This is a genomic window from Rhodococcus aerolatus, assembly GCF_054783215.1.
This window is the reverse complement of the sequence record NZ_BAAGQZ010000011.1, coordinates 89,119-108,567: the sequence shown is the minus strand read 5'-3', so window position 1 is coordinate 108,567 and position 19,449 is coordinate 89,119. Positions and strand designations below refer to the sequence as shown.

20 protein-coding genes, 3 tRNA genes and 1 pseudogene are annotated in these 19,449 nt (G+C 76.4%); 13 read left to right on the top strand and 11 right to left on the bottom strand.

The features are described from left to right. A complete protein-coding gene (locus tag ACYVOF_RS05860; protein ID WP_460864645.1) occupies window positions 1–531 on the top strand; it encodes a hypothetical protein in 531 nt (176 codons plus the stop codon). After that, window positions 528–1,334 (top strand): trans-aconitate 2-methyltransferase, encoded by an 807-nt coding sequence (locus ACYVOF_RS05855; RefSeq protein ID WP_460864641.1) that lies wholly within the window; start codon window positions 528–530, stop codon window positions 1,332–1,334. Before ACYVOF_RS05860 ends, ACYVOF_RS05855 begins: the two co-directional genes overlap by 4 nt. On the opposite strand, the gene ACYVOF_RS05850 is transcribed toward ACYVOF_RS05855, so the two are convergent. After that, window positions 1,331–1,591 (bottom strand): hypothetical protein, encoded by a 261-nt coding sequence (locus ACYVOF_RS05850; RefSeq protein WP_460864639.1) that lies wholly within the window; start codon window positions 1,589–1,591, stop codon window positions 1,331–1,333. The two genes, ACYVOF_RS05855 and ACYVOF_RS05850, sit on opposite strands and share 4 nt — an antisense overlap. Window positions 1,592–1,732: 141 nt before the next feature. Here ACYVOF_RS05850 and ACYVOF_RS05845 point away from each other — a divergent pair. From ACYVOF_RS05845 to ACYVOF_RS05835, 3 genes are all read left to right on the top strand, one after another. Then, window positions 1,733–1,805: transfer RNA gene (locus ACYVOF_RS05845), tRNA-Asn, on the top strand. Window positions 1,806–1,839: 34 nt separating this feature from the next. Then, a tRNA-Ile gene (locus ACYVOF_RS05840) sits at window positions 1,840–1,914 on the top strand. 95 nt (window positions 1,915–2,009) lie between these two features. Further along, window positions 2,010–3,275 (top strand): sensor domain-containing phosphodiesterase, encoded by a 1,266-nt coding sequence (locus tag ACYVOF_RS05835; protein ID WP_460864636.1) that lies wholly within the window; start codon window positions 2,010–2,012, stop codon window positions 3,273–3,275. Between the two features lie 10 nt (window positions 3,276–3,285). Here the strand turns inward: ACYVOF_RS05835 and ACYVOF_RS05830 are convergent, their stop codons facing one another. Continuing rightward, window positions 3,286–3,507, bottom strand: a complete 222-nt coding sequence (locus ACYVOF_RS05830; RefSeq protein ID WP_460864634.1) for a hypothetical protein — start codon at window positions 3,505–3,507, stop codon at window positions 3,286–3,288. 179 nt (window positions 3,508–3,686) lie between these two features. Between ACYVOF_RS05830 and ACYVOF_RS05825 the strand changes: the two genes are divergently transcribed. Beyond that, window positions 3,687–4,133 (top strand): hypothetical protein, encoded by a 447-nt coding sequence (locus ACYVOF_RS05825; RefSeq protein WP_460864632.1) that lies wholly within the window; start codon window positions 3,687–3,689, stop codon window positions 4,131–4,133. Window positions 4,134–4,285: 152 nt separating this feature from the next. Further along, window positions 4,286–4,807, top strand: coding sequence for a DUF3145 domain-containing protein (locus ACYVOF_RS05820; RefSeq protein ID WP_460864630.1), 522 nt, complete (start codon window positions 4,286–4,288; stop codon window positions 4,805–4,807). Window positions 4,808–4,905: 98 nt separating this feature from the next. Here ACYVOF_RS05820 and ACYVOF_RS05815 read toward each other — a convergent pair whose 3' ends face one another. From ACYVOF_RS05815 to aceE, 7 genes are all read right to left on the bottom strand, one after another. Continuing rightward, window positions 4,906–6,372: an acyl-CoA carboxylase subunit beta gene (locus ACYVOF_RS05815; protein ID WP_460864629.1), complete on the bottom strand. Its 1,467-nt coding sequence runs from the start codon at window positions 6,370–6,372 to the stop codon at window positions 4,906–4,908. A 13-nt stretch (window positions 6,373–6,385) separates the two neighbouring features. Continuing rightward, window positions 6,386–7,648: a beta-ketoacyl-[acyl-carrier-protein] synthase family protein gene (locus tag ACYVOF_RS05810; protein ID WP_460864627.1), complete on the bottom strand. Its 1,263-nt coding sequence runs from the start codon at window positions 7,646–7,648 to the stop codon at window positions 6,386–6,388. Beyond that, on the bottom strand, window positions 7,645–7,884 hold the full coding sequence (locus tag ACYVOF_RS05805) for an acyl carrier protein (protein WP_460864625.1): 240 nt from the start codon (window positions 7,882–7,884) through the stop codon (window positions 7,645–7,647). The genes ACYVOF_RS05810 and ACYVOF_RS05805 overlap by 4 nt, the downstream gene beginning before the upstream one ends. Before the next feature lie 67 nt (window positions 7,885–7,951). Continuing rightward, window positions 7,952–8,941: a beta-ketoacyl-ACP synthase III gene (locus ACYVOF_RS05800; RefSeq protein ID WP_460864624.1), complete on the bottom strand. Its 990-nt coding sequence runs from the start codon at window positions 8,939–8,941 to the stop codon at window positions 7,952–7,954. Beyond that, window positions 8,938–9,855: an ACP S-malonyltransferase gene (locus ACYVOF_RS05795; protein WP_460864622.1), complete on the bottom strand. Its 918-nt coding sequence runs from the start codon at window positions 9,853–9,855 to the stop codon at window positions 8,938–8,940. The genes ACYVOF_RS05800 and ACYVOF_RS05795 overlap by 4 nt, the downstream gene beginning before the upstream one ends. A gap of 181 nt (window positions 9,856–10,036) precedes the next feature. Beyond that, a complete protein-coding gene (locus ACYVOF_RS05790; RefSeq protein WP_460864620.1) occupies window positions 10,037–11,221 on the bottom strand; it encodes a PucR family transcriptional regulator in 1,185 nt (394 codons plus the stop codon). A gap of 32 nt (window positions 11,222–11,253) precedes the next feature. Next, window positions 11,254–13,998, bottom strand: coding sequence for a pyruvate dehydrogenase (acetyl-transferring), homodimeric type (aceE, locus tag ACYVOF_RS05785; protein WP_460864682.1), 2,745 nt, complete (start codon window positions 13,996–13,998; stop codon window positions 11,254–11,256). Between the two features lie 280 nt (window positions 13,999–14,278). Between aceE and ACYVOF_RS05780 the strand changes: the two genes are divergently transcribed. From ACYVOF_RS05780 to ACYVOF_RS05760, 5 genes are all read left to right on the top strand, one after another. Further along, window positions 14,279–14,842, top strand: coding sequence for a hypothetical protein (locus ACYVOF_RS05780; protein WP_460864618.1), 564 nt, complete (start codon window positions 14,279–14,281; stop codon window positions 14,840–14,842). 113 nt (window positions 14,843–14,955) lie between these two features. Then, on the top strand, window positions 14,956–15,375 hold the full coding sequence (locus ACYVOF_RS05775) for a DUF3052 domain-containing protein (RefSeq protein ID WP_460864617.1): 420 nt from the start codon (window positions 14,956–14,958) through the stop codon (window positions 15,373–15,375). Between the two features lie 101 nt (window positions 15,376–15,476). Then, window positions 15,477–15,941: a peroxiredoxin gene (locus ACYVOF_RS05770; protein ID WP_460864615.1), complete on the top strand. Its 465-nt coding sequence runs from the start codon at window positions 15,477–15,479 to the stop codon at window positions 15,939–15,941. A 56-nt stretch (window positions 15,942–15,997) separates the two neighbouring features. Next, a tRNA-Val gene (locus tag ACYVOF_RS05765) sits at window positions 15,998–16,069 on the top strand. A gap of 98 nt (window positions 16,070–16,167) precedes the next feature. Continuing rightward, entirely contained in the window at window positions 16,168–17,073 is a 906-nt protein-coding gene (locus ACYVOF_RS05760; protein WP_460864681.1) for a cobalamin biosynthesis protein, read from the top strand. Here ACYVOF_RS05760 and ACYVOF_RS05755 read toward each other — a convergent pair. Together ACYVOF_RS05755 and ACYVOF_RS05750 are read right to left on the bottom strand one after the other, a co-directional pair. Further along, the gene (locus ACYVOF_RS05755) at window positions 17,023–18,033 is read right to left on the bottom strand and encodes an SURF1 family cytochrome oxidase biogenesis protein (protein ID WP_460864613.1); all 1,011 of its coding nucleotides are present in this window, start codon (window positions 18,031–18,033) and stop codon (window positions 17,023–17,025) included. The two genes, ACYVOF_RS05760 and ACYVOF_RS05755, sit on opposite strands and share 51 nt — an antisense overlap. Before the next feature lie 37 nt (window positions 18,034–18,070). Continuing rightward, on the bottom strand, window positions 18,071–18,559 hold the full coding sequence (locus tag ACYVOF_RS05750; protein WP_460864611.1) for a low molecular weight protein-tyrosine-phosphatase: 489 nt from the start codon (window positions 18,557–18,559) through the stop codon (window positions 18,071–18,073). Between the two features lie 45 nt (window positions 18,560–18,604). On the opposite strand from ACYVOF_RS05750, the pseudogene cobC reads away from it, so the two are divergent. Further along, window positions 18,605–19,449: pseudogene (gene cobC, locus ACYVOF_RS05745) on the top strand (Rv2231c family pyridoxal phosphate-dependent protein CobC); the annotation flags it as partial.

Sequence of the window (19,449 nt, the reverse complement as noted above, 5' to 3'; positions counted from 1 at the left end):
GTGCTGCTCGACCGGTTCCGCCGCCCCGCCAGCCCGCCCCCGGGGTGGCCGGGTCGGCTCGACCCCGACGAGGACGTCCTCGCCGTGGCCCCGCTGCGCGCCGGGCACCTGGTGGCGACCCGGCTCGGGCTGTGGGTCCCGGGCCCCGACCCCACGGCCGACCCCGCCGTCGAGCGGGTGGCCTGGCACCTGGTGTCGGCGGCGACCTGGTCCGGCACCGAGCTCGACCTGCGGGTGGCCGAGGAGACCGGCACCGCCGGTGCGGCCGTGCTGCTCGCCGACACCCTGCGGCGGGTCTACACCCCGACGGAGCCGGGCCGGCTGCCCGCGGTGGTGCAGGCCCGGGTGACGGCCACCATCCGCAGCACCCACCACCAGCAGCTGCCCGGCGGCGGCGCCTGGTTCGTGCAGCGGCGGGTCCCGGGCCACGACGGGGTGGTCCTGCAGGTGAGGGTGGACCCAGGCACCGACCCGGCCGTGGTCCACGACGTCGCCGAGACGGTCGCCGGCCGGCTGCCGCGCCGGGCGTGAGCGTCGACGGCGGCTCGGGCTGGGACCCGCAGCGCTACCTGGGTTTCGCCGAGCACCGGGCCCGGCCGTTCCACGACCTGCTGGGGAGGGTCGGCGCGGCCGCGCCCCGCGCCGTGGTCGACGCCGGCTGCGGCCCGGGCCACCTCACCGCCGAGCTGGCCCGCCGGTGGCCCGGCGCCCGGGTCACCGGCTTCGACGCCTCGCCGGAGATGGTCGCGCAGGCCCGCGACCGCGGGGTCGCCGTCACCCTCGACGACGCCGCCACCTGGGCACCGTCGGGTGACGTCGACGTCGTCGTGTGCAACGCCGTCCTGCACTGGGTGCCCGACCACCTCGGCGTGCTGCGGCGCTGGGCCGCCGCCCTGCCCGACGGCGGCTGGGTCGCGGTCCAGCTGCCCGGCAACGCCGTCGCGCCGTCGCACGCCCTCGTCGCCGAGCTCACCGAGGAGCCCCGGTGGCGGGGGCGGCTGTCCGGGGTGCTGGGCGGGTCGGGCACCACGGCGCAGCCCGCGGCCTACGCGGCCGCGCTCGCCGACGCGGGGTGCGAGCCCGACGTGTGGGTGACGACGTACGAGCACCGGCTGGCCGGGCCGGACCCGGTGCTGGCGTGGCTCACCTCGACCACGCTGCGCCCGGTCCGCGCCGCCCTCGACGACGCGGGCTGGGCGGGCTTCACCGCCGAGCTGGCCCCGCGGCTGCGGGCGGCCCACCCGCGGGACGGTCGCGGCGTGACGGTCATGCCGTTCCGACGCGTGTTCGCCGTCGGCCACCGGACCGGTGCCGCGGCCGCGCCGGAGGGCTAGCGGGGGTCGCGCTCGCGGTGGGTCGCGGACCGGTGGTCGCGGGGGACGTAGATCGTCTCCTCGCGGTCGACGGCCTGCAGCCGCGGCGTGGTCGACAGCGTCTCCGCCAGCCGCTCCCGCGCCGCCAGGGTGGCGCGCTTGGTCACCGGGCTCGCCGCGACCTTGCGGTAGGTGCGGGCGAGCTGCTCGTAGCGGCCACGGCCGGCCTTCGTGCCGAGCACGTAGCCCGTCGCCGCCCCCAGGACGTACCCGATCATCCTCGTCCACCCTCTCTCCTGCGCGTGCCGTGCCACCCCAGTGTCCCCCATCGCGGCGGGTTGGAGAGCGGCGGCGGGGGTGCGCTACAGTTCCCGCTGCCTCGTCCCGCCACCGAGCCCCACCCGGCCGGGACGGCACGGTCCCCCGTAGCTCAATTGGCAGAGCATGCGACTGTTAATCGCAGGGTTACTGGTTCGAGTCCAGTCGGGGGAGCACCCCGGGCACCGCGTGGCTGGGCCCGGCTCCCGGGGCAGTAGCTCAGCTGGTCAGAGCAGCGGACTCATAACCCGTCAGGTCGTCGGTTCGAGCCCGACCTGCCCCACCGCGCCCCGGTGGGTCGCCACGCGTGCTGGGCCCGCACCGCACCCCGGTGGTTTGATGGGGGCGAGACGTCCGGACGACCATCGGGGGTGACCGGTGACCGAGCTCGGTGCCCCGCTCGACTGGTGGTCGCGCCAGGTCGAGATGGCCTACCAGCCGGTGGTGGACCTCGACAGCCGCACGGTCGTCGGGTACGAGGCGCTGGCCCGCGGCCCGCTCGACAGCCCGCTGCACAGCCCGTCGGCGTTCTTCACCGCGGCCCGCGCCCTCGGGGCGGTGGCCGAGGCCGACTGGGCCTGCCGCGCCGCCGCGGTCCGCGGGGCGCTCGACGCGCACCTGCCCGAGGGGCTGCAGCTCTTCGTCAACGTCGAGCCCGCCGCCTTGGGCACGTCCGGCCCCGCCTCGGTGGTGGCCGCGGCCCAGCAGCTGTCGGTCGTCGTCGAGCTGACCGAGCGCGGCCTGGCGGCCGACCCCGCCACGCTGCTGCGTGCCGCCGACGGGATCCGCGCCTGCGGGTTCGGCATCGCCGTGGACGACGTCGGGGCGGAGCCGTCGAGCCTGGCCCTGCTGCCGTTCCTGCGCCCGGAGGTGATCAAGCTCGACCTGCGGCTGGTGCAGACCCGCACCGACACCGACGTCGCCGACATCATCACCGCGGTCAACGCGGAGGCCGAGCGGACCGGGGCGGTGGTGCTGGCGGAGGGGATCGAGACCGAGGAGCAGGCGCAGCTGGCCACCATGATGGGGGCCCGGCTCGGGCAGGGCTGGCTGTTCGGCAAGGCGGAGCCGCTGCCCCGGTTCCCGGCCCCGCGCGCCGCGGGGGGCGGCCGGCGCCACCGGGTGGCGGGGGTGCCGCGCCCGCCGGAGGTGACCCGGGCCCACGGCCGCCCCGGCACCCCGTTCGACCTCGTCGCGGGCACCCGGGAGGTGCGCCGCTCCACGAAGGCGCTGCTCACCGCGGTCAGCCGCGTCCTCGAGCGCCAGGCGCGCACGGTGGGCGACAGCGCCGTGGTCCTGTCGACCTTCCAGCGCGATCGCCACCTGACCCCGGCCACCCTGGAGCGGTACACCGACCTCGCGTCCTCGGCGGCCCTGGTCGCGGTGTTCGGCACGGGTGTCGCACCCGAGCCCGGCCCCGGCCTGCGGGGCGTGCCGCTGGACCACGACGACCCGCTCGCGGCGGAGTGGGACGTCGTCGTCGTCGGGCCCCACGTCACGGCCGCGCTGCTGGCCCGCGACGTGGGGGACGACGGCCCCGACGCCGAGCGACGCTTCGACTACCGGGTGGTCTACGACCGCGACACCGTCCTGGAGGCGGGCCGACGGCTGCTGCAGCGGGTCCGGGCCGACCCCGCCGACTGACCCCGCCGGGCTAGCTGGTCGCGAGCGGGTCCGACGGGTCGGTGAGGTCGCCGTCGGCCCCGGCATCGCCCGAGGTGGTGCCCGTGCCCCGCAGCTCCGTCTCGAGCGCGACGAGGCCGTCGAACAGGGCGGCGAGCTGGGTCTGCGTCGACTCACCGTGGGCGCGCGCGGCCTGCCACACCGAGGTCGCGATGGTCAGGTCGGCGCTCGGCTGGGTCCAGGGGCTCGACATGGCGGTGTCCTCCGGTGCTCGGGGGTGCGGGACGGTCGGTGCCGACCCTAGGCAGGGCCGGGCCCCGCCGCGCGTCGTCCCGTCGCCCGGCCGGCGCCACCCGGGGGAGCGGTGTGGGAGCGTGGGGACGACGGGCGGGCTCCGTGGGGCCCGCGGGGCCGAGCGGGTCGAGGTGGGACGTGGACAGCACCGAGCAGGCCGTGGGCGCCCTGGGTGCGCTGGCCGACGGGGCGCTCGCCCAGGCCGCCGCCGCGGCGTGCGCGGGGCGCCCTGCCCTGGCGGGGCTCCGAGGGGCGGCGCTGCAGGCCGCCGCGGGGCTGTGGGGCGCGCCGACCACCCCGCCGCCGCCCGGCCCGGGCTCGCCGCTCGACACCCCACCGGGGCCGGCGGTGCCCTCGGCGCCGCACCCCGACGTCGCGCTGGGCGAGCTCGTCGAGGACCCCGTGCCCACCGACGCTGTGCCCACCGATCCCGTGACGGGTCGCAGCTGGGCTGCCGCAGGCGCGGCCGAGCTGGACGCCGGGTCGGTCGCCGGACGCGCGGCCGCCGCCGAGGTCGACGAGCGGGCGCGGGCGGGCCGGGCCCGGCTCGAGGAGATCCGACGGGGGATGGCCGGCCCCGGCTGAGGACGCCGCACACGACGCGGTCACCGACACGTCACCGTCACCACTGGCGCAACTGAGGTCCCACGGGGCACACTGTCGGTGTTGCCTGCCGCACCACCCGGTCGAACGAGGTCGTTGGGGAAGACGTTCCTCGTCGAGACCGGAGGTGAGAGATGGGTGGGTCAACGCTGAGCGCAGCCGGGACCACGGGCGTCGTCTACGTCCACTCGTCCCCGGCTGCGGTCTGCCCGCACGTCGAGTGGGCGCTGTCCGCGACCCTCGACGCCCGGGCGAAGCTGGCCTGGTCGGCGCAGGACGCCGCACCCGGGCAGCTGCGGGCTGCGTGCTCGTGGGTGGGCCCGGTGGGCAGCGGCGCGCGCCTGGCCACGGCGCTGCGGGCGTGGCCGATGCTGCGCTTCGAGGTCACCGAGGACGCCAGCGAGGGCGTCGACGGGGAGCGGTTCTCCCACGCCCCCGGCCTGGGGCTGTGGCGGGCGACGACGTCGGCCAACGGTGACGTCGTCCTCGGCGAGCTGCGGCTGCGCGCGATGGTCGAGGCGGCGGGACGCGACTCCGACCGGCTGGCCACCGAGCTCGACAGCGCGCTCGGTGCGGCCTGGGACGAGGCGCTCGAGCCCTTCCGCGCCAACGGCGACGGCGCCGAGGTCACCTGGCTGCGCCGCAGCGTCGGCTGAGCCCCCCTCGACCACTACTCCTCGGACGCGTGTAGCGGGCTTCCTGCACCACCGGTCGGCCGGTCCGGCGCAGGAAGCCCGCTACACGCGGAGGGGGTCTACAGCGGGATGTTGCCGTGCGCGCCGCGGGCGGACGGGGCGGCGGCCAGGGCCTCGACGACCCGGCGGCGGGTGTCGGTCGGCTCGACGACCGCGTCGACCACCCCGAGCGCCACCGCCCGCTCGACCCCGCCGGCCACGGCCGCGTGCTCCTGGGCCAGCCGGTCGTGCAGCGCCTCCCGCTCGTGCTCGGGCGCAGCCGCCAGCGCCGCGCGGTGCAGCACGCCCACCGCGGCGCGCGCCCCCATGACGGCCACCTCGGCCCCGGGCCAGGCGAAGACGGCCGTGGCCCCGAGGGACGTGGCGTTCATGGCGATGTAGGCCCCGCCGTAGGACTTGCGCGTCACCAGCGTCACCCGGGGGACCACCGCCTCGGCGAACGCGTGCAGCAGCTTGGCGCCGCGGCGCACCACCCCGCCCCACTCCTGGTCGACCCCGGGCAGGTAGCCCGGCACGTCGACGAGCACCACCAGCGGGACGCCGAACGCGTCGCAGAACCGCACGAAGCGGGCCGCCTTCTCCGCGCTCTCCGAGGTCAGGCAGCCGCCCATCCGGATCGGGTTGCTGGCGACGACCCCGACGGTGCGGCCGGCGAGCCGGCCGAGCCCGGTGGTGTTGCTCGGCGCCCAGCGGGCGTGCAGCTCCTCGAAGGTCGACACCGTGCTCGTGCGCCCCAGGGGGTCGGTGCGCTCGTGGGAGTCGAGCAGCGCGCGGACCAGCGGGTGCACGTCGTACGCACGCCGCGGGTTCTCCGGCAGCAGGGCGCGCAGGTCGGTGCCCGGGCCGGGGGCGGGCACCGGGTCGAACCCACCGGGCAGCGCGAGCAGCGCGACGAACCGGCGGGCCCGGGCCAGGGCGTCGGCCTCGTCGTCGGCGACCACGTGGACCACCCCGGACCTGGTGCCGTGCGCCTCGGGACCCCCGAGGGCGGCCTGGTCGACCTGCTCCCCGGTGACGGAGCGGACCACGTCGGGCCCGGTCACGAACACCCGTCCCGCCGGGGCCATGATCACCACGTCGGTCAGCGCGGGCCCGTACGCGGCGCCGCCGGCGGCCGGGCCGAGCACGACGGACACCTGCGGCACCCGCCCCGACGCCCGCACCGTCGCCGCGAACACCTGCCCGACGGCGTCGAGCGCCTCGACGCCCTCGGCCAGCCGGGCCCCGCCGGAGTGCCAGAGCCCGACGACCGGGCACCCCTCGCGGACGGCGGTGTCGATCGCCTCGACCACGCGGGCGCAGCCGGCCGCGCCCATCGCGCCGCCCATGACCGTCGCGTCGGTGCAGAACGCGAGCACCGGGGCCCCGTCGACCCGGCCCCGGGCGGCGAGCACCCCGGAGCGGTCCCGCGGGCCCAGCGGCGCGCAGGAGCCGGGGTCGAGCAGCTGCTCGAGACGCCGCTGCGGGTCCCGCGGGTCGGGGGCGGCAGCGGGGCCCGCGAGCGGGCGGGTCTCCAGGACGGTCACGCCGGCGGCTCCCTCAGGCCCGTCCGAAGGCGAGCGCCACGTTGTGGCCCCCGAACCCGAACGAGTCGTTGACCGCGACCTGCAGGTCGACCTGCCGCGGGGCGCCGGTGACGACGTCCAGGGTGATGGCCGGGTCCTGGTCGACCAGGTTCGCCGTGGGCGGGATGACGCCGTCGCGCAGCGAGAGCACGCACGCGATGGACTCGACCGCGCCGGCCGCGCCGAGCAGGTGGCCCAGCGCGCCCTTGGGGGCCGTCACCGCCACGTGCTCCCCGATCGCGGCGCGGATGGAGTTGGACTCCGCCGCGTCCCCGACGGGGGTGGAGGTGGCGTGGGCGTTGACGTGGCCCACGTCCGACGGGGAGATCCCCCCGCTGACCAGGGCCTTGGTCATGGCCCGGGCCTGCCCCTCGCCGTCGGGCGGGGAGGCGGTGATGTGGAACGCGTCCGCGCTGGTGCCGGAGCCCAGCAGCCGGGCGTGGATGGTCGCGCCGCGGGCGCGGGCGAACTCCTCGCGCTCGAGGACCACGATGCCGGCGCCCTCGCCGAGGACGAAGCCGTCCCGCGAGCTGTCGAACGGCCGCGAGGCGGTGGTCGGCTCGTCGTTGCGGGTGCTCATGGCGCGCATCTGGGAGAAGCCGGCGAACGGGATCGCCGCGATGCAGGCCTCGGCGCCCCCGCAGACCACGACGTCGGCCTCGCCGGAGCGGATCATCCGCCAGCCCCAGGCCAGCGCCTCGGACCCGGACGCGCAGGCCGACACCGGGGCGTGCACGCCGGCGCGGGCACCCAGCTCGAGGCCGACCGTGGCGGCCGGGCCGTTGGGCATGAGCATGGGGATGGTCAGCGGGGAGACCTTGCGGATGCCGGACTGCTCGAGCAGGTCGTCCTGGTTGAGCAGGGTCTGCGCCCCGCCGATGCCGGTGCCGACGACGACCGCCAGCCGCTCGCCGTCGACCTCGGGGGAGCCGGCATGCGTCCAGGCCTCGCGGGCGGCCACGAGGGCCACCTGCTCGACGCGGTCGAGCCGGCGCGCCTCGACACGCGTCAGCGTCTCGGTCGGCTCCACCGCGAGCTGCGCGGCGATCGAGACCGGCAGCTCGAAGCGCGTCACCCAGTCCTGGGTCATGACGCCGATGCCGCTGCGCTGCTCGAGCAGGCCGGACCAGGTGGTGGCGACGTCGCCGCCGAGGGGGGTGGTCGCCCCCAGGCCGGTGACGACGACCCCCGGCAGGGAGCCGGCGCCACCGCCGGGGCTGGTGTGAGCCTGGCTCACTTGTTCTTGTCGATGTAGTCGACCGCGTCGCCCACCGTCTTGAGGTTGGCGAGGTCCTCGTCGGGGATCTTCACGCCGAACTTGTCCTCGGTCTGCACGGCGATCTCGACCATGGACAGCGAGTCGATGTCGAGGTCGTCGACGAACGACTTCTCGCGGGTGACGTCGGCCGCCTCGATGCCCACGACCTCCTCGATGATCTCGGCCAGGGCGGTGGTGGTCTCGTCGGTGCTCACTGTTGCGGGTTCCTCTCGGTGGGGGTGATCTTCTCGGGGTCGAGCAGCGTGGGGGCCGGGGGCGCGGTCACGGCAGGACCACCGCCTGGGCGGCGAAGGAGAGCCCGGCGCCGAAGCCGACGAGCAGCGCGACGTCGCCGCTGCGCACGGCCCCGTCGGCCCGCAGGTGGTCCAGCGCCATGGGGATCGAGCCGGCGGAGGTGTTGCCGGAGGTGACGATGTCGCGGGCCAGCACCATGTCCTCGCGGGCGCCCTGCTTGCGCAGCGCCTTGGCCAGCGACTCGAGGATGCGCAGGTTGGCCTGGTGCGGCACGAGCACGTCGACGTCGGCCGCGGTCAGCCCGGCCAGCTCCAGGGCGCGCAGCACCACCGGGGTGATGGCGGTGGTCGCCCAGCGGAACACGGCCTGGCCCTCCTGCTGCAGGAAGCCGTCGCGGGTGGGCACGGTGATGACGCCGGAGTGCTCCCCGGAGCTGCCCCAGGCGACGGGGCCCACGCCGGGGCCCTCCGCGTCGGTGGCGGCGGTGAGGACGAAGGCGCCCGCCCCGTCGGCGAAGATGATCGCGGTCGAGCGGTCGGTGGGGTCGATCCAGTCGGTGAACTTCTCCGCTCCGACCACGAGCACGGTGGTGGAGCTGCCCGAGCGGATCATGTCCGCGGCGACGGCGAGGGCGTAGGTGAAGCCCGCGCAGGCCGCGTTGAGGTCGAAGGCGCCGACGCCCTCGAAGCCGAGGTTGGTGGCGACCCGGGCGGCGGCGTTGGGCACCGGGGTGTCCATGGTGCAGGTGGCGACGAGCACCGCGTCGACCGCGGGCAGCCCGGGCCCGGCGTCGGCCAGGGCGGCTGCGCCGGCGGAGGTGGCCAGGTCGATGAGGGTCTCGCCCGCCGCGGCGAAGCGGCGCGACTCGATGCCGACCCGGCTGCGGATCCACGCGTCGTCGGTGTCCATCACGGTGGACAGCTCGTCGTTGGTGACCACCCGCTCGGGGCGGTAGCTGCCGGTCCCGGCGATGCGGGCGCCGGCGCAGGACCCGGTGAGGGTCAGCGTGGCGCTCACGCCGGGTCGCCCGGGGTGGCGACCGCGTCGAGGTCGTCGGGGACCTTGGCGGCCACCCCGGGGGTGCCGCGCAGCTCGCGCTTGGCGAGGCCCACGAGCGTGCCCGCGGGGGGCAGCTCGACGACGGTGTCCACGGCGGCCTCCTTCAGCCAGGCGCTGCACAGGTCCCAGCGCACGGGGCTGGTGACCTGGGAGACGATGCGCCGCAGCACCTCCGCGCCGTCGGTGACGGGACGGCCGTCGGCGTTGGAGAGCAGCGTCAGGGCCGGGTCGGCGGGCGTCAGCGTCGCGGCGTGCTCGGCCACCGCGTCCTGCGCGCCGGCCATGAAGTCGGTGTGGAAGGCGCCGGCGACCTTGAGCCGGACGGCCCGGGCGCGCTCGGGCGGGGTGGCGACGAGCTCGTCGAGGGCCTCGACGCGGCCGGCGGCGACGACCTGCCCTGCGCCGTTGCGGTTGGCGGCGACGAGGTCGAGCTCGGCCAGCCGGGCGAGCACCACGTCCTCCGCGCCGCCGAGCAGCGCGACCATCCCGGTGGGCTCGGCGGCGCAGGCTCGCGCCATGGCGGCACCGCGGACGGCGGCGAGGGCGACGGCGTCGTCGGCGCTGATGACCCCGGCCACGGCGGCGGCGGCGAGCTCGCCCACCGAGTGCCCCGCGGTCACGGTGTCGGCGGGCACGCCCCCGCGGCGCTGCAGCTCGGCGTGGGCGAGGAGCGCGGCGGCGACGACGAGGGGCTGGGTCACGGCGGTGTCGGTGATCTCCTCGGCCGACGCGGTGGTGCCCAGCGCGAGGAGGTCCAGCCCGGCCAGCTCGGAGAACCGCTCCAGCCGCTCCCGGGCCCCGGGGAGCGTCAGCCACGGCTCGAGCATGCCGGGGCTCTGGGAGCCCTGGCCGGGTGCCAGCAGTGCGATCACGGCGGTCAGCCAACCCTGCGGGCCGCCGTCGCACCGTGTCGGCGACGACCAAAGATCGGACGCGCCGTTGTCGGGTTCCCACAACTGCGCTGGTCGGACGGGGGTTACACCCGTGCTCGGGCGCGCCCCCACCGGGTCGTGGGTGCGGTTCCGCGGCGGGCCGTCCCAGCGGTCACACCCGTCACGCCGGGGCTGTGACCTGCGACAACCGACCGAGGGCGAGCGCAACGCGCAGCACGTGGGCGTGCCGGGGGACCGTGGGGTCGAGCCCCGTGAGGTCCGTCACCCGGCGCAGCCGGTACCGGACGGTGTTGGCGTGGACGAACAGGGTGCGGGCGCACGCCTCCACCGCACCACCGGCCTCCAGGTAGGCGTCCAGCGTGGTGGCCAGCGTGCCGCCCGCCTCCTGCAGCGGCCGGTGCACCAGGTCGAGCAGCGCCGCCCGGGCCCCGTCGTCCCCGTCGAGCACGCGCTCGGGCAGCAGGTCCGCCGCGGCCACCGGACGGGGGGCCGCGGGCCAGGCCGCCACCGCGCGCAGCCCCGCCACCGCTGCCGCCGCCGAGGCGTGCGCCCCGCCCAGCCCGCCGGCGACGGGCCCGACGACGACGGGACCGGGCCCGAAGCCGCGGGCGAGCGCCACGTCGGGCGCGGTGGTGGTGACCGGGCCGCCCACCAGGGCGACGAGCCGGGAGCCGTGCACCCCGACGAGGGCGCCGCGGCCCAGCGACCGAGCGGCCTCGCGCAGCTCGTCGACCGCGGTGGGCACGTCGTCCCCGGCCGCCCCGCCCACCACCACGGTCACCTCCCCGGTCGGGTCCCACCCGAGCGCCGCGGCGCGGGAGGCCACCGCGTCGGGCGGGTCGCCGCGGACCACCCCGTCGACGACCAGGGCCTCCAGCCGCGCGTCCCACGCCCCCCGGGACTCCGCGGCCGTGGCGTAGATGCCCGCGGCGGCGAAGGCGATCTCCCGGCCGTAGCGCAGCACGGCGACCGTGAGCGAGACCAGCTGCTCGGAGTCGCGGGCCAGGGTGGGCAGCTCGCGCTCGAAGACGTCGGTGGCGACGCGGACCATCTCCACGGTCTGGCGCAGCGAGACCCGCTGGGTCAGCTCGCCCGGGGCGACCTGGAAGGCCTCCGTCGTCAGCCGCACCGCCCGCTCCGGGTTGCGCAGCCACTCCACGAAGTTGCCCACGCCGACCTGCAGGACCAGCGCGACGGTGGAGCGCAGCTCGGCGTCGAGCCGGGAGAAGAACCCCAGCTCGGCCTGCATCGTGTCGATGGCCTGGGCCGAGATGCGCCCGGAGGAGCGCTCGAGGCGGTGGATCAGGGTCGCCGAGAGCGTGGGGCTGAGCGGGGGGAGCAGCACGGGGACGACCGTAGGCCCGTGCTGCCCCGCGCTCAGGCGACGCCGCTGTCGGAGGTGTCCGGCGCGGCGGCCTGGGGGTCGCCCGTCTGGTACTTCTCCGCGGCCTTCGCGGCCAGCCCCTCGTCGACCTCGCCGGCGCGGCCGAGCGCGGCCAGCACGGCCACGACGGTCGACTCGGCGTCGACCCCGAAGTGCCGCCGCGCCGCGGGGCGGGTGTCGGAGAGGCCGAACCCGTCGGTGCCGAGCACGGTGTAGTCGCCGGGCACCCACTGCCGGATGAGGTCGGGGACGGCCCGCATCCAGTCCGACACGGCCACGACGGGCCCCGGCGCGTCCTGCAGCGCCGTCGTCACGTGGGGGGTGCGGGGCTCGGCGGACGGGTCGAGCAGGGCGGCCTGCTCGCACTCGACCCCGTCGCGGCGCAGCTCGGTCCACGACGTCGCCGACCACACGTCGGCCACCACGCCCCAGTCGTCGGCCAGCAGCTCCTGGGCCTTGAGCGCCCACGTCATGGCGACCCCCGAGGCCAGCACCTGCGCCCGCGGGCCGTCGCCCTCGCCCGCCCGGAACTTGTGCAGGCCCTTGATGATCCCCTCGACGTCGACGCCCTCGGGCTCCGCCGGCTGGGTGTAGGGCTCGTTGTAGACGGTGAGGTAGTAGAAGACGTTCTCGGCGTCCTCGCCGTACATCCGGCGCAGGCCGTCCTTGACGATGTGGCCGATCTCGAACGCGTAGGCCGGGTCGTAGGCCACGACCGCCGGGTTGGTCGAGGCGAGCAGCAGCGAGTGGCCGTCGGCGTGCTGCAGGCCCTCGCCGGTCAGCGTCGTCCGCCCGGCGGTGGCGCCGAGGGCGAAGCCGCGGGTCATCTGGTCGGCCGCCGCCCACAGCCCGTCGCCGGTCCGCTGGAACCCGAACATCGAGTAGAAGATGTAGATCGGGATCATCGGCTCGTCGTGCGTGGCGTAGGAGGTGCCCACCGCGGTGAAGGACGCGGCCGAGCCGCCCTCGTTGATGCCCTCGTGCAGGATCTGCCCGCTCTCGGACTCCTTGTAGGCCAGCATGAGCTCGGCGTCGACCGAGGTGTAGAGCTGGCCGTTGCGGTTGTAGATCTTCAGCGTCGGGAACATGGAGTCCATGCCGAAGGTCCGCGCCTCGTCCGGGATGATCGGGACGATCCGCTTCCCGATCTCCTTGTCGCGCAGCAGCTCCTTGAGCAGCCGGACGAACGCCATGGTGGTGGCGACCTCCTGCTTGCCCGAGCCCCGCTTGACCACGTCGTAGGTCTTGTCCCCGGGCAGGGTCAGGGCCCTGGTCCGCTTCGGGCGGTCCGGGACGAACCCGCCGAGGGCCTTGCGGCGGTCGAGCAGGTAGGCGATCTCGGGGGCGTCCGCGCCGGGGTGGTAGTACGGCGGCAGGTACGGGTCGTCCTCGAGCTGGGCGTCGGAGATCGGGATGTGCTGGGTGTCCCGGAAGTCCTTGAGGTCGTCGAGGGTCAGCTTCTTCATCTGGTGCGTGGCGTTGCGGCCCTCGAAGTGCTTGCCCAGCGTGTAGCCCTTGATGGTCTTGGCGAGGATGACCGTCGGCTGTCCCTTGTGGGCGGTCGCGGCGGCGTACGCCGCGTGGACCTTGCGGTAGTCGTGCCCGCCGCGCTTGAGGTTCCACACCTCGGCGTCGCTCATCGGGGCGACGAGCTCCTTGGTGCGGGGGTCGCGGCCGAAGAAGTGCTCGCGGACGTAGGCGCCGTCGTTGGCCTTGTAGGTCTGGAAGTCCCCGTCCGGGGTGGTGTTCATGAGGTTGACCAGCGCGCCGTCGCGGTCGGCGTGCAGCAGCGCGTCCCACTCCCGGCCCCACACGACCTTGATGACGTTCCAGCCGGCGCCGCGGAAGAAGCTCTCCAGCTCCTGGATGATCTTGCCGTTGCCGCGGACCGGCCCGTCGAGGCGCTGCAGGTTGCAGTTGATGACGTAGGTGAGGTTGTCAAGGCCCTCCGCCGCGGCCACGTGCACCAGGCCGCGCGACTCCGGCTCGTCCATCTCGCCGTCGCCGAGGAACGCCCACACGTGCTGGTCGGAGGTGTCCTTGATGCCGCGGTCGTGCAGGTAGTGGTTGAACCGGGCCTGGTAGATGGCGTTCATCGGGCCCAGACCCATGGAGACGGTGGGGAACTCCCAGAACCCGGGCAGCAGCCGCGGGTGGGGGTAGGAGGGCAGGCCGCCACCGGGGCCGGCGTGGCTGAGCTCCTGGCGGAAGCCGTCGAGCTGGTCGGTGGACAGCCGGCCCTCGAGGAAGGCCCGGGCGTAGATGCCGGGGGAGGCGTGGCCCTGGATGTAGACCTGGTCGCCGCCGCCGGGGTGGTCGTGGCCGCGGAAGAAGTGGTTGAAGCCCACCTCGTAGAGCGCGGCCGAGGACGCGTAGGTGGAGATGTGCCCGCCGACGCCGACCCCGGGGCGCTGCGCGCGGTGCACCATGACCGCGGCGTTCCACCGGATCCAGGCGCGGTAGCGGCGCTCCACGTCCTCGTCGCCCGGGAACCAGGGCTCGTTCTCGGTGGGGATGGTGTTGACGTAGTCGGTGGAGGTCAGCGCGGGGATGGCGACGCGGGACTCCCCGGCGCGCTCGAGCAGGCGCAGCATGAGGTAGCGGGCCCGCTGCGGGCCGGCGTTGGCCAGCACCGCGTCGAAGGACTCGACCCACTCGTCGGTCTCGTCGGGGTCGATGTCGGGCAGGTGGGCGGCGACGCCCTCGCGGATCACGCGGACGCGGGCGGGGGTGCCCACGCCCTGGGCGACGTCGACCTGGGGGCCCGGGTCCGGGACGTCCGCCCCGTCGGCCTGCGTGCTGGACGCCTCGGTCTTCTCCGCCACGGTCTCGCTCCTGTCTGCTCGCGCGCCGGCACGGGTGCGGGCCGGCTACCCCGGCTGACCTCGGTCCGGTGGGACCGGGTGTGCCAGAGTGATCGTGCCTGATCGGCGGCCGTCGCGTGGTGCGTGGCGTGCTACCGGCGAGTAACCGCCCCGGGCGGGGTGGCAGGGGAGGTGGCGGGTGGTGGGGACAGCGGTGAGCGCAGCGCGGCTGCGGGTGCTCGGCGTGCTCGCGGCGGTGGTCCTCGGCGCCGGCGCGGCGGGCTGCGCGACGACGGTCGCGGGGACGGCGACGGCGGTCACGGGCCTGGACACCTCGCCCCCGAGCACCGGGGCCACGTCCTCGTCACGGACCACGCCCACCGTGCCGACGGTGCCCACCCGGACCACGACGACGGCCCCGCCCACGACCACCAGCAGCGGCGGCGGCGCGACGACGCTGGCCTGCACGATCCTGCTGACGGCGGACCGGAAGTCGACCGGCGACTACAACGACTACATCCAGGCCGTGAACGCCGACAGCCCGGAGGCCGACGCGAAGAAGGCCGTCGCGGTGACCAGCATCCAGGCGACGGCGAGCACGATGTCGACCTTCCCGGTCGACGACCCGGCGGTCAGCGGCCCGGCCCGCGCCCTCGGCACGGCGCTGAGCACCCTGGCCGGCCTGCTGCCGACGGCCACGGACTCCGACACCCTCAACGCCGCGGCGGACGACGCGGACGCCAAGTCCGCGGTGCTGCGCACCGCCTGCGGCAGCTGAGCGACGCCCCGCCGGGACCGCCTGGCTTGCGCAGGTCGGCTCGACCCTGTTCGCTGCTCCTCACGCGGCCGGGGGGCCAGCTCCCGACCACCAGGCTCGAGGAGGACCACGCCGTGGCCACGGGGGATTCCCGCAACGACGCCGAGAAGCTGGGCATCGCGCACGGCATGGTGGTCCAGGAGCTCGGGTGGGACGAGGACGTCGACGACGACCTGCGCGCCGTGGTCGAGCAGCAGTGCGGCGGTGAGCTCGTCGACGAGGACTCCGACGAGGTCGTCGACATCGCCCTGCTGTGGTGGCGCGACGGCGACGGTGACCTCGTCGACGCGCTGGTCGACGCGATCGGCCCGCTCGCCGACGACGGCTCCGTGTGGGTGCTCAGCCCCAAGACGGGTCGGCCCGCCCACGTGGAGCCCTCGGAGATCGCCGAGGCCGCCCCGACGGCGGGCCTGACGCAGACGCAGACCATGAACCTGGGCGACTGGGCGGCCACGAAGCTGGTGCAGCCGAAGGTGCGCAAGACCGGTCGCTAGGGCCCCGGGCAGCGGGGCGGCGGGCGTCGCGGGGACCGATAGGCTCCGAGCCGCACCCGCACGCCCACGCCGCCCCCCGGGGCAGGAGACGAGGAGGATCGATGCCACTCGAGGTCGGCACCGAGGCACCGGACTTCACCCTCAAGGACCAGAACAACCAGGAGGTCTCGCTCTCGAGCTTCCGGGGCACCAAGAACGTCCTGCTCGTCTTCTACCCCCTCGCCTTCACCGGCACCTGCCAGGGCGAGCTCTGCCAGGTCCGTGACGACCTGCCCACCTTCGAGAACGACCACACCGCGGTGCTGGCGATCTCGGTGGGGTCGGCGCCGACGCACAAGGTGTGGGCGGCCGAGCAGGGGTACACGTTCCCGCTGCTGTCCGACTTCTGGCCGCACGGCGCCGTCGCGCAGGCCTACGGGGTGTTCAACGACGCCACGGGCTTCGCCAACCGGGGCACCTTCGTCATCGACCGCGAGGGCGTGGTGCGGTTCGCCGAGATGAACGGCCCCGGTGAGGCGCGCGACCAGTCGGCGTGGAGCCAGGCGCTCGCCGCGCTCGACGCCTGACCGGGCACCGGTGACCGTGCGCCGGGCCCCGTCGCGGCCCGGCCCCGGCACCTCCCGGGCGTGTAGCTCAGCGGTAGAGCACCGGTCTTACACACCGGCGGTCGCTGGTTCGACCCCAGTCGCGCCCACGGCTCCGTCCCGTCCGGCCTGTGCCCGTCCGGCCTCGGCCCGTCCGGCCCCGCCCCGTCCCGCGGCGTCGCGCGGCGGCCGGGAGCGGGCCGTCGGGCTGCTGCTCGGCCTCGCCGCCGACAGGCTGCTCGGTGACCCGCGGCGCTTCCACCCCGTGGCCGGGTTCGGCGCCGTCGCCGCCGCGCTGGAGACCCGGGTGCACCGGGACTCCCGCGCCGCCGGGGCGGGGTACGCCGCGCTGCTCGTCGGGGCGTGCGTGGCCGCGGGGGCGGCCGCACCGGGCGGGGTGCTGGGCACCGCGGTGGCCACCTGGGCGGTGCTGGGGGGCACCTCGCTGACCGGGCAGGCCCGCGCGCTGGCCGCGGAGCTGGAGCGCGGTGACCTCGACGCGGCCCGGCGCCGGCTGCCGTGGCTGTGCGGCCGCGACCCGGCCGGGCTGGACACCGCGGCCCTGGCCCGGGCGGCGTGCGAGTCCGTCGCGGAGAACACCTCCGACGCGACGGTCGCCCCGCTGCTGTGGGGTGCGGTGGCCGGGGTGCCGGGGCTGCTGGGCTACCGCGCGCTGAACACTCTGGACGCCATGGTGGGGCACCGCTCCCCGCGCCACGAGCGCTTCGGCTGGGCCGCGGCCCGCGCGGACGACGTCGCCAACCTGGCCCCCGCCCGGCTGGGGGGCGCACTCACCCTGCTGGTGGCGCCCCTGCTCGGTGGGGACGCCGCCGCCGGCTGGCGGGCGTGGCGGGCGGACGCGGCCTCGCACCCCAGCCCGAACGCCGGTGTGGTCGAGGCGGCGGCCGCCGGCGTGCTCGGGGTCTCGCTGGGCGGCACCACCACCTACGCCTACGGCACCCAGGAGCGTCCGGTGCTGGGCCGCGGCCGGGCTCCGGGGCCGGCGGACCTGCGGCGGGCCGCTGCTCTGTCCACGGCCGTGCAGGTGGGCGCCGCCGTGGTGTCAGCGGCGCTTGCCGTAGCGGTCGGCCAGCACCGTGCCCGCCGGGGCTGAGACCCGATCGGCCGGCGGCGCGGCCCCGGCAGGGTCCCGCAGCGCGCCGTCGCGCACCGCGTCGGCGACCATCGCGCGCCGGCCCCGCCTCCGGGGACGGGAGACCGCAGCGGGAGCAGGACGGGCCGGGGCAGGCGCGGTGGCGTCCTGCTCGGTGGCCGCACCGTCCGCGGGATCCCCCCCGGACCCCTCGCCGTCCGTCCGGGCGGCCTTGCGCTCCCGGATCTCGGCCCGCACGAAGTAGGCCAGGCCCAGCGGGGCCATGATGCCGAACGCGATCCACTGCAGCCCGTAGGACAGGTAGGGCCCGGCGTCGAGCTGGGGCAGCGGCAGCACCCCGAGCACGCCCGGCTGGTCGGCGGAGAGCTGCAGGTAGCCGGGGCTCAGGGTGGTGCCGACGAGGGGCCCGACGAGGTCCGCGCTGACCGCGTAGACCTGCGGCGCGGCCGTCCCGGGGTCGGGCACCACCCCGCGCTCGGGCGCCCACGGCTCGTCGAGGCGCTGCAGCGCGTCGAGGGTCACCGTGCCCGTCGGTGCGGGCGGGACCGGCGGGGCGTCGGTGCCCTGCACGGGGCGGACGTAGCCGCGGTCGACGAGCACCGTCGCCCCCGCCCCCGGGCCCGACCCAACGAGGAACGGGGTGAGCACCTCGTAGGCGGGGTGGCCGTCGATGACGCGCAGCCGGGCCAGCACCTCGTCCTGCGGCAGGTAGGTGCCGGTGACGTCGACGCTGCGCCACTCGCTGTCCACGGCGGGCGTGGTGCCGGGGGTGGTCAGCTCGCCCCACGCCACCGGGGCCGCGCCGGTGGCGGCGGCGATCCGGTTGTTGCGCTCCTCGGTGCTGCCGTTCTTGCCCAGCTGCCACGGGGCGAGGGTGGAGAAGCAGAAGCCGGCGAAGGCGACGACGACGAGCGTCAGCACCAGCCACCCGGGCTTGAGCAGGAACCGCCACCGACGCACGGCCTCCACGGTAGCGCCGCGGCGCGGCGGCGCCCGGTCAGCGTCGGGTGCGCTCGGCCACCCAGGCCAGCAACCCGGGCACGGCCGCCTCCACCTGGGCCAGCACCAGCTCGAAGTCCGCGTCGCCGCCGTAGTACGGGTCGGCCACGTCCAGGTCGCCGGGGTCGCCGCCGTCGCGGCTGTGCGGGTCGAAGCTGCGCAGCAGCCGCACCCGCTCCGGGGGCACCCCGAGCCCGGCCAGCGCCGCGGCGTGCCCGGAGTCCAGGGCCACCAGCAGGTCGGCGTCCAGGTGGTCGGCGTCGAGCCGGGCTGCGGTGTGGGTGTCGGCGTAGCCGTGGCGGTGCAGCACGGCCACGGTCCGCGGGTCGGCGCCCTGGCCGACGTGCCAGCCCCCGGTGCCCGCGCTGGACACCCGGACGTCCCCGGCGAGACCGGCGTCGTCGAGGTGGGCGCGCAGCACCTGCTCGGCCAGCGGGGAGCGGCAGATGTTGCCGGTGCAGACGAAGCAGACGTGCAGGCGGGTCACGCGCGCCGACGCTACCGACGCGGCCCGCCCGTAGGCTCCCGGGCTGTGGACGGGCACGCCGGGTCGGGGCACGGGGACGCGGTGGACCTGCGCCACCACGGGGACGCGGACGCCGCCCCCGGGCTGCTGGACTTCGCGGTGAACGTGCGCGGCGCCGCCCCGCCGGCGTGGCTGCGCGACGAGCTGGCCGCGGGCCTGGACGACCTGGCGCGGTACCCGTCCGCCGCCGACGACCGCGCCACCCGGGAGGCCGTCGCCGCCCGGCACGGCCGCGACCCCGACGAGGTGCTGCTGCTCGCGGGCGCCGCCGAGGGCTTCGCGGCCCTGCCGCGGCTGGCCCCCCGGGACCCGCTGGTGGTGCACCCGTCGTTCACCGAGCCCGAGGTCGCGCTGCACGACGCCGGGCTGCCGGTGCGCCGCGCCGTGCTCGACGCACCCTTCACCCTCGACCCCGACGTCGTCGACGACGCCGCGGACCTCGTCGTCGTCGGCAACCCCACCAACCCCACCTCGGTGCTCCACCCCCGCGACGCCCTGCTCGCGCTGCGCCGCCCCGGCCGGGTGCTCGTGGTCGACGAGGCGTTCCTCGACGCGGTGCCCGGCGAGCCCGGGTCGCTGGCCGGGCTCGCGCTGCCCGACGTGGTGGTGCTGCGCAGCCTGACCAAGACCTTCGCCCTCGCCGGGCTGCGCGTCGGGTACGCGCTGGGCCCGCCCGCGCTGCTCGCCCGGCCCGCCGCGGGGCGCCCGCACTGGCCGCTGGGCTCGCTGCAGCTCTCGGCGCTGCGGGCGTGCAGCAGCCCGGCCGCCCGGGACTGGACGGCCGCCGAGGCGCGCGCGGTGGCCGCCGAGCGCACCACCCTGGCCGCCGCGCTCACCGCGGCCGGCCTGAC